Raw genomic sequence first — 12196 nt, forward strand, 5'->3', positions numbered from 1 at the left:
GTCAATCACGCGCAAAAAAGATTCTACTTCGGCGCCAGCTCCCTGAGATGGCGTGCGACTGCAATCCATGCACCGATATAACCCAACAGCACCGCGCCAAGCAAGAGCGACAGACCATCGGCAACTGGCACTCCCGCCAGCGCGAAATCACTGCCGTACAAGCCGGCCAGTCCAACCACCGCATCGTTCAGCCAGTTCAGGCCGAACGCCAATACACCCCAGGACAACAGCCCCGCACCGAAGCCATACAGCGCGCCCATATAAAGGAAGGGACGCCGCACATAACTGTCAGTGCCGCCGACGAGTTTAATCACTTCTATCTCGGTGCGGCGGTTTTCAATATGAAGACGAATGGTATTGCCTATCACCAAAAGTAATGCGGAAACCAAAAGCACCGTCAGACCGAAGACAAAACGATCGCCCAGCTTGAGGATGGCGGCCAGACGCTCGACCCAGACTAGATCAAGTTGCGCCTGCTGTACCTTGGGCAGCTCGGAAAGTTTTTGTCTTAATGCTTCCAGCGTCGGCTTGTCGACTTCGTTTGGCGTCACCAGCACGACGCCCGGCAACGGGTTCTCCGGCAGCTCGCGCAGGGCTTCCCCCAAGCCGGACTGCTGCTGGAACTCTTCCAGCGCCTGATCGCGGCCGACATATTCAGCATCAGCGACACCGGGCATGCCTTTGATCTGTTCGCGCAGCGACTCGCCCTGTTCCGGGCTGGCGTCGAGTTGCAGATACAACGATATCTGCGCCGCACGCTGCCACGAGCCGCCAAGACGCTCGACGTTGTTGAGCAACAGCGAAAGCCCCATCGGCAGGCTCAACGCGACCGCCATTACCATGCAGGTGAAGAAACTGCCGATCGGCTGCTTGCCGAGACGACGCAAACTGTCGAGCAGGCTGGCACGATGGCTTTCGACCCAGGCACGGAACAGCGTGGCGAAATCCGGACCGTCGTCTTCGTCGTGTCTTTTCTTCTTCGGCGGCTGCGGATCGGCGGCTTTCGGGGCCACGCGCTCGGAAACCTTCGGACTGCGTGTCGCACTCATACCCCGGCCTCCCCGTCACCAATCAATCGGCCGCGTTGCAGGGTCAGCATGCGGTGACGCATGCGTGCGATCAGTGCCAGGTCGTGACTGGCGATCAACACGCTGGTACCCAGACGGTTGATGTCTTCGAACACGCCCATGATTTCCGCCGCCAGACGCGGGTCGAGGTTACCGGTCGGTTCGTCCGCCAGCAGCAAGGCCGGGCGGTGCACGATGGCGCGGGCAATGCCGACGCGCTGTTGCTGACCGGTGGACAGGTCACCCGGGTACAGATCGGTTTTATCCGACAGCGCCACGCGCTCCAGCGCCGAATCGACACGCTTGGCGATTTCGGCCTTGGACAAGCCAAGAATCTGCAGCGGCAAGGCGACGTTGTTGAACACCGTGCGATCGAACAGCAATTGGTGATTCTGGAAAACCACGCCGATCTGCCGGCGCAGGAACGGAATCTGCGCGTTGCTGATGGTGCTCAGATCTTGCCCGGCGAGCAGCAGTTTGCCGCTGGTCGGACGCTCCATCGCCAGCAACAGGCGCAACAAGGTGGATTTACCGGCACCGGAGTGGCCGGTGACAAACAAGAACTCGCCACGACGGACTCGAAAGCTCAGCTCATGCAAGCCGACGTGACCGTTCGGGTAGCGTTTACCGACCTGTTCGAAACGAATCATGAACGCTCCCGCTCGGCAAACAGTGCCTGGACAAAGGGTTCGGCTTCAAAGGTACGCAAATCGTCGATGCCTTCACCAACGCCGATGTAGCGGATCGGCAGGCCAAACTGCTTGGCCAGGGCGAAAATCACTCCGCCCTTGGCGGTGCCGTCGAGCTTGGTCAGCGCCAGACCGGTCAGTTCGACGGTCTGGTTGAATTGCTTGGCCTGATTGATGGCGTTCTGGCCGGTACCGGCGTCGAGCACCAGCAGCACTTCGTGCGGCGCATCGGCATCGAGTTTGCCGATCACGCGGCGAACCTTCTTCAGCTCTTCCATCAGGTTGTCTTTGGTGTGCAGACGGCCGGCGGTGTCGGCGATCAATACGTCGATGCCACGGGCCTTGGCGGCCTGTACGGCGTCGAAGATCACCGAAGCCGAGTCGGCGCCGGTGTGCTGGGCGATCACCGGAATCTTGTTGCGCTCGCCCCAGACCTGCAACTGTTCAACAGCTGCGGCGCGGAAAGTGTCACCGGCGGCGAGCATGACTTTCTTGCCTTCCAGCTGCAGCTTCTTCGCCAGTTTGCCGATGGTGGTGGTTTTGCCGGCGCCGTTGACGCCGACCACCAGAATCACGAACGGCTTGTTCTGCGAGGCGATTTTCAGCGGTTGTTCGACCGGTTTGAGCATCGCGGCCAGCTCGGCCTGCAGAGATTTGTACAGCGCGTCGGCGTCGGCCAGCTCTTTGCGGGCGACCTTCTGGGTCAGGCGCTGGATGATCTGCGTGGTGGCTTCGACGCCCACGTCGGCGGTCAGCAGACGGGTTTCGAGGTCATCAAGCAGGTCGTCGTCGATCGTTTTGCGGCCGAGGAACAGGCTGGCCATGCCCTCGCCGATGCTGGCGCTGGTTTTCGACAGACCTTGCTTGAGGCGGGCGAAGAAGCCGGCTTTGGCTTCTTCGGTGCGCGGGGCTTCGACGGGGGCTTCAGCCACCACTTCGACTGGCGCAACCGGAGCAACAACAACGGGTGCAGGTGCAGGTGCAGGTGCAGGTGCAGGTGCAGGCTCGGGCTGTTGAACGACAGGGGCAACCGGGGCAGCAAACATCGGAATAACAGGCTCAGCGACAACCGGCGCAGGCTCGACAACCGGCTCAACCACCGGCGCCGGAGCAACCTCAGGAACAAACGCAGCAGGCGCAGGAATCTCTGGGGTGATGTGCGGCGCAGCCTCTTCAACCAATGCCACCGGCTCTTCCGCCACTGGCAAAGTCAGCCATGGCTCAGCCGCCGGGGTCAGCGGCAATTGCGCCGCTACAGGCGCTTCAGGCTCGGGTTCTGGCTCGACCGGTTGCAACACCGGCTCGGCAATCGGCAGAACGATCGGTGCCGGCTCTTCTTCTATTACCGGAGCAGGCTCAGGAATCGCGGGCGGCTGTTCGACGACGGGTTCCTGCGGTTTCTTACGCAGCCATCCGAACAGGCTTTTCTTCTCGCCAGCCGCAGCTGGGGTCTTCTTGTCGTCGTTGGAACCAAACATGGAGGACGGCTATCTCACGGTAGCGACGCGCCATAAGGGCGCCCCGGCAAATAAATATTCGATGCAGAACAGACTGTGTTTCATCCAGCTTGTTCACGCGCAACATTTTGTCGAGGCGCCACAGGCACCTCAAAGGTCGATTAATACGAAGGACTGGAACGGCATCATCGGCGAAAACGCAGAGTTTAGCTGACAAACTCAAAGCTTCTTCCGGGAACCCATACAACCTATCGACCGATCAGTGGCTTGATAGGCGTGGCCGCCAGTAAAACGGATCAGTATCCTAGCACCTCCTCGCCCGCCTAGGCTAAGACCAAGCGGGCAGCCCAACAGGTTAAAAAACGAATGAATGCTCTAGCCCGCCGCGCTGCAGGCCTGCTGCTCAGCACAGTCTGCCTGCCCCTTTCGGCCCTGGCGGCCGACCCGCAACCGACCCACGAATTCACCCTCGACAACGGCCTCAAGGTCGTCGTGCGCGAAGACCATCGCGCGCCCGTGGTGGTCTCGCAGGTCTGGTACAAGGTCGGCTCCAGCTACGAAACCCCGGGCCAGACCGGTTTGTCCCACGCGCTTGAGCACATGATGTTCAAGGGCAGTGAAAAAGTCGGCCCCGGCGAAGCGTCGCTGATCCTGCGCGATCTCGGTGCTGAAGAGAACGCCTTCACCAGTGACGACTTCACCGCGTATTACCAGGTGCTGGCGCGCGACCGTCTGGGCGTGGCGTTTGAACTGGAAGCCGACCGCATGGCCAATCTGCGCCTGCCGGCCGACGAGTTCGCCAAGGAAATCGAAGTCATCAAGGAAGAGCGCCGCTTGCGCACCGATGACAAGCCGATGTCCAAGGCTTACGAGCGCTACAAGGCCATGGCCTACCCGGCCAGCGGCTACCACACACCAACCATCGGCTGGATGGCTGACCTCGACCGCATGAAGGTCGAAGAGCTGCGCCACTGGTACCAATCCTGGTATGTGCCGAACAACGCCACGCTGGTGGTGGTCGGCGACGTCACCCCGGACGAAGTTAAAACCCTCGCCCAGCGTTATTTCGGCCCGATCGCCAAGCGCGACGTGCCACCGGCGAAAAAGCCGCTGGAACTCGCCGAGCCCGGCGAACGCCAGATCACCCTGCACGTGCAGACGCAATTGCCCAGCTTGATGCTCGGCTTCAACGTGCCCAGCATCGCCACCGCTGAAGACAAGCGTTCGGTCAACGCCCTGCGCCTGATCTCGGCGCTGCTCGACGGCGGTTACAGCGGGCGCATCCCGACGCAACTGGAGCGCGGCGAAGAGCTGGTCTCCGGCGGTTCGTCGAGCTACGACGCCTACACGCGAGGCGACAGCCTGTTCACGCTGTCAGCAACCCCGAACACCCAGAAGAAAAAAACCATGGCGCAGGCCGAGGCCGGCCTGTGGAAACTGCTGGAGCAGCTGAAAACCACCGCGCCGTCCGCCGAAGAACTGGAACGCGTGCGTGCGCAAGTGATCGCCGGTCTGGTCTTCGAACGTGATTCGATCACCAGCCAGGCCACCGCCATCGGCCAACTGGAAACCGTCGGCCTGTCGTGGAAACTGATGGACACCGAACTCGCCGATCTGGAAAGCGTGACTCCGCAAGACATCCAGAACGCCGCCAAGCTGTATTTCACCCGCGAACGTCTCAGCGTCGCCCACGTCCTGCCACTGGAGACGACTCATGAGTAAGCGCAAATCCCCACGCTTGCTGCTCGGCCTGATTGCCGTGGCGGTGATCGGCTCTGCCGCGCTCTACCTGTCGCCAGGCGCTGACAGCAATGCCAGCGAAGCGCTGGACAACGCCAAAACCAGCCAGAAGCTGCAATCGCTGGCTGAACTCGACGGCAAGGCCCCGGCCAGCCGCAAGCTCGATGTACAAACCTGGAACACCGCCGAAGGCGCCAAAGTGCTGTTCGTCGAAGCCCATGAGCTGCCGATGTTCGACATGCGCCTGATCTTCGCCGCTGGCAGCAGCCAGGACGGCAGCGCATCGGGTCTGGCGGTACTGACCAACGCGATGCTCAACGAAGGTGTTGCCGGCAAAGACGTCGGCGCCATCGCTCAGGGCTTTGAAGGTTTGGGTGCGGATTTCGGCAACGGTGCGTTCAAGGACATGGCGTTGGCCTCGCTGCGCAGCCTGAGTGCTGCCGACAAACGTGAACCGGCCTTGAAGCTGTTCTCGGAAGTCATCGGCAAACCGACCTTCCCGGCCGACTCTTTCGCACGCATCAAGAACCAGATGCTCGCCGGTTTCGAATACCAGAAACAGAACCCCGGCAAACTCGCCAGCCTCGAGCTGATGAAGCGTCTGTATGGCGATCACCCGTACGCGCATTCGAGCGACGGCAACGCGCAGAGCGTACCGAAGATCACCCTCGCGCAATTGCGTGAGTTCCACGCCAAGGCCTACGCCGCTGGCAACGTGGTGATTGCGCTGGTCGGCGATCTGTCTCGCGCCGACGCCGAAGCCATCGCCAATCAGATCTCCTCGGCCCTGCCGAAAGGCCCGGCGTTGGCGAAGATCGCTCAGCCACAGGAACCGAAGGCCAGCATCAACCACATCGAATTCCCGTCGAAGCAGACCAATCTGATGCTCGCGCAACTGGGTATCGATCGGGATGATCCGGATTACGCGGCGCTGTCGATGGGTAACCAGATCCTCGGTGGCGGCGGTTTCGGCACGCGCCTGATGAGTGAAGTGCGCGAGAAGCGCGGCCTGACCTACGGCGTGTATTCTGCGTTCAGCCCGATGCAGGCGCGCGGCCCGTTCATGATCAACCTGCAGACCCGTGCGGAAATGAGCGAAGGCACGCTGAAACTGGTGCAGGACGTGCTCGCCGATTACCTGAAAACCGGTCCGACGCAGAAAGAACTCGACGACGCCAAACGCGAGCTGGCCGGCAGCTTCCCGCTGTCCACTGCGAGCAATGCCGATATCGTCGGCCAACTCGGCGCGATGGGCTTCTATAATCTGCCGCTGAGCTATCTGGACGATTTCATGCGTCAGTCGCAAAGCCTGACCGTCGAGCAAGTCCGCGACGCCCTGAACAAACACCTGAGCACGGACAAAATGGTCATCGTCACCGCTGGCCCGACCGTGCCGCAAAAGCCGTTACCGGCCCCATCTGATAAACCTGCCGAGCAACCGCTCGGGGTTCCGGAGCATTAATGGCAACTCGTTCCCCTAAAAAACCTGCGCAAAACGTCCACAACGGTGTGAACCAGTTGCGCATCATTGGCGGCCAATGGCGCAGCCGCAAGCTGAGCTTCCCCGATGCGCCGGGCCTGCGCCCGACGCCGGACCGCGTGCGTGAAACCCTGTTCAACTGGCTGGCGCCGTACGTTGAAGGGGCCAAGGTGCTCGACCCGTTTGCCGGCAGCGGCGCGCTGTTTCTCGAAGCGCTGTCCCGTGGCGCGGCCATGGGTCAGGCGCTGGATGCCAGCAACATCGCCGTCTCCAGCCTGAAGGAACACCTCGGCACCCTGCGCTGCACCAACGGTCAGGTGCAGACTGCCGACGCCCTGCGTTATCTGGAAACCCAGACCGCGACACCGTTCGACCTGGTGTTCCTCGATCCACCGTTCAACCAGAACCTGCTGCCTGCCGTCTGCACCTTGCTCGAGGAGCGTCAGTGGCTGGCGCCGGACTCGTGGATCTACACTGAAAGCGAAACCGCGCCGTCGACTCTGGGTCTGCCGGGCAACTGGCGCCTGCATCGCGAACAGAAATCCGGCCGGGTCTATTACGCGCTGTGGCAACGTACGGCAGAGATCGCCGGTTAACTGACCGGTCTGAATAAGCGGCGCCCCTTCCAACAGGGTCGCCGCTCTGCATCGAGAACCATCGTGTCCGCCTCTTCAGAACACTTCAACCCCGCCTTCGGCCTCGGCAATCCGCACCTGCAAACCTTGTGGGGGCCGCTGTGGCGCAAAACCGTGCATATCGAACGTGAGCGCGAGCGCCTGTGGCTTGAGGATGGCGACTTCCTCGACCTCGACTGGCACGGCCCGCACACCGCCGATGCGCCACTGGTGCTGGTTCTGCATGGGCTGACCGGCTCTTCCAATTCGCCTTATGTAGCAGGTATCCAAAAGGCCTTGGCCGATCAAGGCTGGGCCAGTGTTGCGCTGAACTGGCGCGGCTGCTCGGGCGAACCGAATCTGCTGCCGCGCAGCTATCACTCCGGTGCCAGCGAAGACCTCGCCGAAACCATCAGACACCTGCGTGCCAAACGCCCATTGGCGCCGTTGTATGCCGTCGGCTACTCCTTGGGCGGCAACGTGCTGCTCAAACATCTCGGAGAAACCGGCAGCGCCAGCGGTGTGCTCGGCGCGGTGGCGGTGTCGGTACCGTTTCGCCTCGATCAATGCGCCGACCGCATCGGCCAAGGCTTTTCCAAGGTCTATCAGGCGCACTTCATGCGCGAGATGGTCGCCTACATCAAGAACAAGCAACGGCAGTTTCAGCATGACGGTCGCGAAGACGGACTTGCCGCGCTGGCAGCCCTCGGTTCGCTGGAAAACATGCGCACGTTCTGGGATTTCGATGGCCGGGTAACCGCACCGTTGCACGGTTTCAATGATGCCGAGGATTACTATCGCCGCGCTTCGAGCCGTTACTTCCTCGGTGAGATCCGCACGCCGACCCTGATCATTCAGGCGGCGGACGATCCGTTCGTGTTCCCGCACAGTTTGCCGCAGGCCAGTGAGCTGTCGCCGTCGACCGCCTTCGAATTGCAGGCACGCGGTGGGCATGTCGGCTTTGTCGACGGCTCGCTGCGTCAGCCCGGTTATTACCTGGAACGACGCATCCCGCAGTGGCTGGCGCGCGTGCCCGCATGAGCGAACAGGGCGAGTCGATCCGCTTCTGGCAAACCGCGCCGCTGGCCGGGGTCGAGTTGTTGTCGGCGCGCTACATCGAGCATCGTTTCGCCCCGCATGTGCACGACGGATTCGTGATCGGCATGATCATGGCCGGTGCCCAGCGGTATCGCTATCGCGGCGCCGAACATCTGGCCGGCAGCGGCACGCTGGTGTTGATCAATCCGGACGAACTGCACACCGGGCACAAGGGCACCAAGGACGGCTGGCTGTACCGGGCGTTTTATCCCGATACCGCGCAAATCGTTTCGCTGCTGGATGAGCTGGAGCTGTCCACCACAAACCTGCCGGCATTCGGCGCCACGCTGTATCGCGATGCGGATCTGGTCAACGGCTTTGCACAATTGCATCGTTTGCTCGAAAGCCCGGCCACCGCGCTGCAACAGCAGACGGTGTGGCGCGAGATGATGTTGCGGCTGTTGCAGCGCCATGCGGCAGTGCCGGTGCCCGGTCGAGTCGGCAAGGAACACCGCGCGGTGCTGTTGGGCAAAGAACTGCTGCACGCACAACTGGCAGCGCCACCGTCACTGGAAGAGCTGGCGGCAGCGGTCAATCTGTCGCCCTTCCATTTCGCCCGGGTGTTCCGCCGCGCCACCGGCATGCCGCCGCACACTTGGCTGATGCAGCAACGCATCGCCCAGGCCCGCGCACTCTTGCAACACGGCTGCTTGCCGGTAGAGGTCGCCACACAATTGGGCTTTGCCGACCAGAGCCACTTGAGCCGGCAGTTCAAGCAGGCTTATGGCGTCGGGCCTGCGGCGTATCGCAGTGCCCGACAATTTCCTTCAGACAACGACTAACCAATGTGGGAGCGAGCCTGCTCGCGAAAGCGGTGTGTCAGTCCAAGAAATAGTGGCTGACAGGACGCATTCGCGAGCAGGCTCGCTCCCACAGGGTGGATTTGTGCAAATTATTCGCCGGTGGCGATGCCGCGCGAAGGCTCGTTGATCCACTCGCTCCACGATCCAGCGTACAACGCAGCCAACGGATAACCGGCCAGACACAATGCAAACAGGTTGTGACACGCCGTCACGCCGGAACCGCAATAGGCAACCAGATCCGCTGGCGAACGCTCACCGAGCTTCGCGGCAAAACGTTGCTTGAGTTGCTCCGCTGGCAGGAATCGCCCATCGCTGCCGAGGTTGTCGTTAAACGCCGCGCATTGCGCGCCGGGAATGTGCCCGGCAATCGGATCAATCGGCTCAACTTCACCTTTGAATCGCGGCAAAGCCCGAGCATCAATCAAGGTCAACGCAGGTTGGCCAAGACGCTTTTGCAATTTTTCGGCGCTGATCAGCAGGCTCTTATCCGGCTGACCACTGAAAGTGCCGCGACTGACCGTCGGTGCATCCAGACTCAGCGGCAACCCCGCCGCATGCCACGCCTTGAGCCCGCCATCGAGAATGAACACGCCATCGCGCTTGCCCAGCCACGCCAGCAACCACCACGCCCGCGCCGCATAGGCACCGGGGCCGTCGTCGTACAAAACCACATCGCTGTCGTGGTTGATGCCCCACGCTTGCAGCCGCTCGATCAGCTCTGCCGGCTCGGGCAACGGATGCCGACCGGTCACGCCTTTGACCACGCTGCCGCTGAGGTCACGCTCAAGGTCGGCGAAGCTCGCTCCGACAATGTGCCCTTCGGCATAGCTGCGCTGACCGTAGTCCGGGTCTTCGAGGGCAAAACGACAATCGAGAATCACCAGCCCCGGCTGCGCCTTGCGGGCGTCCAATGCTTCGGGGCTGATCAGTTGCGCAATCGGCATAACAGGCTCCTGAGGGATTTCAACAGAACGGTTTATTTCACGTCTTCGAGGGCCTGGGCCAGCGGCACGTAGAACTCCTCGAACAACGCATTGACCTCGTCGCGCGCCTGCTCGGTGACAAACCCGGCTTCCAGCACCAGCACCTGGTACACGCCACGTTTAATGGCTTGTTCACTGAGGTGGTTGGAATTCTCGCGGGTGGTGCACAGGAAGCGCACCCACGACGTCAGGATGATCCAGGCATTGAGGGTCAGGGATTCGATTTGCACACGGTCCATATCGAGAATCCCGGCGGCGACAAAACCTTCGTAGATCGCCGCGCCCTGAATCACGCAGCGTTGCGAGAAGCGCCGATAGCGGGCGGCCAACTCCGGATCGCTGTCGAGCAGATGCTCCAGATCGCGGTGCAGAAAACGGTAACGCCACATCGCCGAAAGCAATTCCTTGAGATAGAAACGCTTGTCCTCGACCGTCGCCGCACGCCCCTGCGGCGGGCGCAGAAAGCTGTCGACGAGGCTTTCGTACTCACTGAACAACACGGCGATGATCGCCTGCTTGTTGGGGAAGTGGTAGTACAGGTTGCCCGGAGAAATCTCCATGTGGGCGGCGATGTGATTGGTGCTGATGCTGCGCTCGCCCTGCTGATTGAACAGCTCAAGGCTGTTCAGCACGATACGCTCGCTGGTTTTTATTCGTGGGGCCATGGCTTGAGCTTTAATTCAGAGTGCGTTGGGGGGCATCTTACGACCTAACCGGAAATGGATAAAACAATGCTGTGCAAGGAAGTCATTTGACTTTATAGAGCATAGACTCTAAAAAGTTCATCATTACAATAAATCCGGAGCAGACCATGACTGCCGACATTGCCTACCTGCAAACGCTGCAACAACCGCTGGCCGAGCTGGACCGGTTGTTCGAGGCGCAGCGGGCTGCGTATGCCGCGAATCCGATGCCGCCCGCCGCCCAACGCCAGCAATGGCTCAAAGCACTGAGTGATTTGCTGAGCAACGAGCGTCAGGCCTTGATCGAGGCGATCAGCTCCGATTTCAGCCATCGCAGCGCCGATGAAACCCTGCTCGCCGAGCTGATGCCAAGCCTGCACGGCATTCATTACGCCAGCCGTCATCTCAAAGGCTGGATGAAAGCTTCGCGACGCAAGGTCGGCATCGCGTTCCAGCCTGCTTCGGCAAAAGTGGTGTATCAGCCTCTGGGCGTAGTTGGCGTCATCGTGCCGTGGAATTACCCGCTGTATCTGGCCGTCGGCCCGCTGGTCGGCGCCTTGGCAGCGGGTAACCGAGTGATGCTCAAACTCAGTGAATCGACCCCGGCCACCGGCTTGTTGCTCAAAGAATTGCTGGCGCGAATCTTCCCCGAAGACCTGGTTTGCGTGGTGCTCGGTGAAGCCGACATCGGCGTGGCGTTTTCCCGCCTGCGCTTCGATCACTTGCTGTTCACCGGCGCCACCAGCATCGGCAAACACGTGATGCGCGCCGCCGCCGAAAACCTCACCCCGGTCACACTGGAACTGGGTGGCAAGTCGCCGGCCATCGTCTCCCGCGACGTACCGCTCAAGGATGCTGCCGAGCGCATCGCCTTCGGTAAAACCCTCAACGCCGGTCAGACCTGCGTTGCCCCGGATTACGTGCTGGTGCCGGAAGATCGGGTCGGCGCTTTCGTCGAAGCCTATCGCCAGGCTGTGCAGGGTTTTTATCCGACACTCACCGACAATCCGGACTACACGGCGATTATCAACGAACGCCAATTGGCGCGACTCAACGGCTACGTCAGCGACGCGACCAGCAAGGGTGCGCTGTTGATTCCGTTGTTCGAACAGGCTCAGGGCCGGCGCATGCCGCACAGCATGCTGCTGAATGTCAGCGATGAAATGACGGTGATGCAGGACGAAATCTTCGGCCCACTTCTGCCGATCGTGCCGTATCAGGACCTGGAGCAGGCATTCGCTTACATCAATCAGCGGCCACGTCCTCTGGCTCTTTACTACTTCGGCTACGACAAACGCGAACAGAACCGCGTGCTGCACGAAACCCATTCCGGCGGCGTGTGCCTGAACGACACGCTGCTGCATGTGGCGCAGGACGACATGCCGTTTGGCGGCATCGGCGCTTCCGGCATGGGCCATTACCACGGCCACGAAGGCTTCCTGACCTTCAGTAAAGCCAAAGGCGTGCTGATCAAACAGCGGTTCAACGCAGCCCGACTGATTTACCCGCCCTACGGCAAATCGATTCAGAAACTGATCCAGAAACTGTTCATTCGCTAAACATTCGTCACCGCCGGGTAATA

The 12196-nt window shown here is 61.2% G+C and carries 12 protein-coding genes; 7 read left to right on the plus strand and 5 right to left on the minus strand.

The window, feature by feature from the left end; translation table 11 throughout:
- Positions 1-23: 23 nt before the first annotated feature.
- Genes ftsX through ftsY form a run of 3 tightly spaced genes read right to left on the minus strand, consistent with a single transcriptional unit; the run spans position 24 to position 3234 of the window.
- Positions 24-1049 carry a permease-like cell division protein FtsX gene (ftsX, locus tag ACRRSD_RS13465; protein WP_435038338.1) on the minus strand — a complete coding sequence of 342 codons (1026 nt, stop codon included), beginning with the start codon at positions 1047-1049 and terminating at the stop codon, positions 24-26.
- Positions 1046-1717: a cell division ATP-binding protein FtsE gene (gene ftsE / locus ACRRSD_RS13470; RefSeq protein WP_003229148.1), complete on the minus strand. Its 672-nt coding sequence runs from the start codon at positions 1715-1717 to the stop codon at positions 1046-1048. The genes ftsX and ftsE overlap by 4 nt, the downstream gene beginning before the upstream one ends.
- Positions 1714-3234: a signal recognition particle-docking protein FtsY gene (gene ftsY / locus ACRRSD_RS13475; protein ID WP_435038339.1), complete on the minus strand. Its 1521-nt coding sequence runs from the start codon at positions 3232-3234 to the stop codon at positions 1714-1716. The genes ftsE and ftsY overlap by 4 nt, the downstream gene beginning before the upstream one ends.
- Here ftsY and ACRRSD_RS13480 point away from each other — a divergent pair.
- From ACRRSD_RS13480 to ACRRSD_RS13505, 6 genes are all read left to right on the plus strand, one after another.
- Entirely contained in the window at positions 3233-3427 is a 195-nt protein-coding gene (locus ACRRSD_RS13480; protein ID WP_435038340.1) for a hypothetical protein, read from the plus strand. The genes ftsY and ACRRSD_RS13480 overlap by 2 nt on opposite strands.
- A 152-nt stretch (positions 3428-3579) precedes the next feature.
- Positions 3580-4935 (plus strand): M16 family metallopeptidase, encoded by a 1356-nt coding sequence (locus ACRRSD_RS13485; protein ID WP_025112091.1) that lies wholly within the window; start codon positions 3580-3582, stop codon positions 4933-4935.
- Positions 4928-6415, plus strand: a complete 1488-nt coding sequence (locus ACRRSD_RS13490; protein WP_435038341.1) for a M16 family metallopeptidase — start codon at positions 4928-4930, stop codon at positions 6413-6415. The genes ACRRSD_RS13485 and ACRRSD_RS13490 overlap by 8 nt, the downstream gene beginning before the upstream one ends.
- Positions 6415-7029, plus strand: a complete 615-nt coding sequence (gene rsmD / locus ACRRSD_RS13495) for a 16S rRNA (guanine(966)-N(2))-methyltransferase RsmD (RefSeq protein ID WP_038358861.1) — start codon at positions 6415-6417, stop codon at positions 7027-7029. Before ACRRSD_RS13490 ends, rsmD begins: the two co-directional genes overlap by 1 nt.
- 63 nt (positions 7030-7092) lie before the next feature.
- Positions 7093-8088 carry a hydrolase gene (locus tag ACRRSD_RS13500; protein ID WP_435038342.1) on the plus strand — a complete coding sequence of 332 codons (996 nt, stop codon included), beginning with the start codon at positions 7093-7095 and terminating at the stop codon, positions 8086-8088.
- Entirely contained in the window at positions 8085-8927 is an 843-nt protein-coding gene (locus ACRRSD_RS13505) for an AraC family ligand binding domain-containing protein (protein WP_435038343.1), read from the plus strand. Before ACRRSD_RS13500 ends, ACRRSD_RS13505 begins: the two co-directional genes overlap by 4 nt.
- Positions 8928-9037: 110 nt before the next feature.
- Here the strand turns inward: ACRRSD_RS13505 and ACRRSD_RS13510 are convergent, their stop codons facing one another.
- Positions 9038-9892, minus strand: coding sequence for a sulfurtransferase (locus tag ACRRSD_RS13510; RefSeq protein ID WP_435038344.1), 855 nt, complete (start codon positions 9890-9892; stop codon positions 9038-9040).
- Between the two features lie 32 nt (positions 9893-9924).
- The gene (locus ACRRSD_RS13515) at positions 9925-10596 is read right to left on the minus strand and encodes a TetR/AcrR family transcriptional regulator (protein ID WP_007913599.1); all 672 of its coding nucleotides are present in this window, start codon (positions 10594-10596) and stop codon (positions 9925-9927) included.
- Positions 10597-10742: 146 nt separating this feature from the next.
- Here ACRRSD_RS13515 and ACRRSD_RS13520 point away from each other — a divergent pair, with 146 nt between their 5' ends.
- The gene (locus ACRRSD_RS13520; RefSeq protein WP_435038345.1) at positions 10743-12173 is read left to right on the plus strand and encodes a coniferyl aldehyde dehydrogenase; all 1431 of its coding nucleotides are present in this window, start codon (positions 10743-10745) and stop codon (positions 12171-12173) included.
- Positions 12174-12196 lie beyond the last annotated feature (23 nt).

Origin of the sequence: Pseudomonas neuropathica, from assembly GCF_051174785.1 — a bacterium.
Classification (GTDB): domain Bacteria; phylum Pseudomonadota; class Gammaproteobacteria; order Pseudomonadales; family Pseudomonadaceae; genus Aquipseudomonas; species Aquipseudomonas neuropathica_A.

Excerpts from the sequence above, each read along its gene's own strand:
- ACRRSD_RS13480 (WP_435038340.1), top strand. The coding sequence starts at position 3,233 with ATGGAGGACGGCTATCTCACGGTAGCGACGCGCCATAAGGGCGCCCCG.
- ACRRSD_RS13515 (WP_007913599.1), bottom strand. The coding sequence starts at position 10,596 with ATGGCCCCACGAATAAAAACCAGCGAGCGTATCGTGCTGAACAGCCTT.
- ACRRSD_RS13510 (WP_435038344.1), bottom strand. The coding sequence starts at position 9,892 with ATGCCGATTGCGCAACTGATCAGCCCCGAAGCATTGGACGCCCGCAAG.
- ftsE (WP_003229148.1), bottom strand. The coding sequence starts at position 1,717 with ATGATTCGTTTCGAACAGGTCGGTAAACGCTACCCGAACGGTCACGTC.
- ACRRSD_RS13505 (WP_435038343.1), top strand. The coding sequence starts at position 8,085 with ATGAGCGAACAGGGCGAGTCGATCCGCTTCTGGCAAACCGCGCCGCTG.
- ftsX (WP_435038338.1), bottom strand. The coding sequence starts at position 1,049 with ATGAGTGCGACACGCAGTCCGAAGGTTTCCGAGCGCGTGGCCCCGAAA.
- rsmD (WP_038358861.1), top strand. The coding sequence starts at position 6,415 with ATGGCAACTCGTTCCCCTAAAAAACCTGCGCAAAACGTCCACAACGGT.
- ACRRSD_RS13490 (WP_435038341.1), top strand. The coding sequence starts at position 4,928 with ATGAGTAAGCGCAAATCCCCACGCTTGCTGCTCGGCCTGATTGCCGTG.
- ftsY (WP_435038339.1), bottom strand. The coding sequence starts at position 3,234 with ATGTTTGGTTCCAACGACGACAAGAAGACCCCAGCTGCGGCTGGCGAG.
- ACRRSD_RS13520 (WP_435038345.1), top strand. The coding sequence starts at position 10,743 with ATGACTGCCGACATTGCCTACCTGCAAACGCTGCAACAACCGCTGGCC.
- ACRRSD_RS13485 (WP_025112091.1), top strand. The coding sequence starts at position 3,580 with ATGAATGCTCTAGCCCGCCGCGCTGCAGGCCTGCTGCTCAGCACAGTC.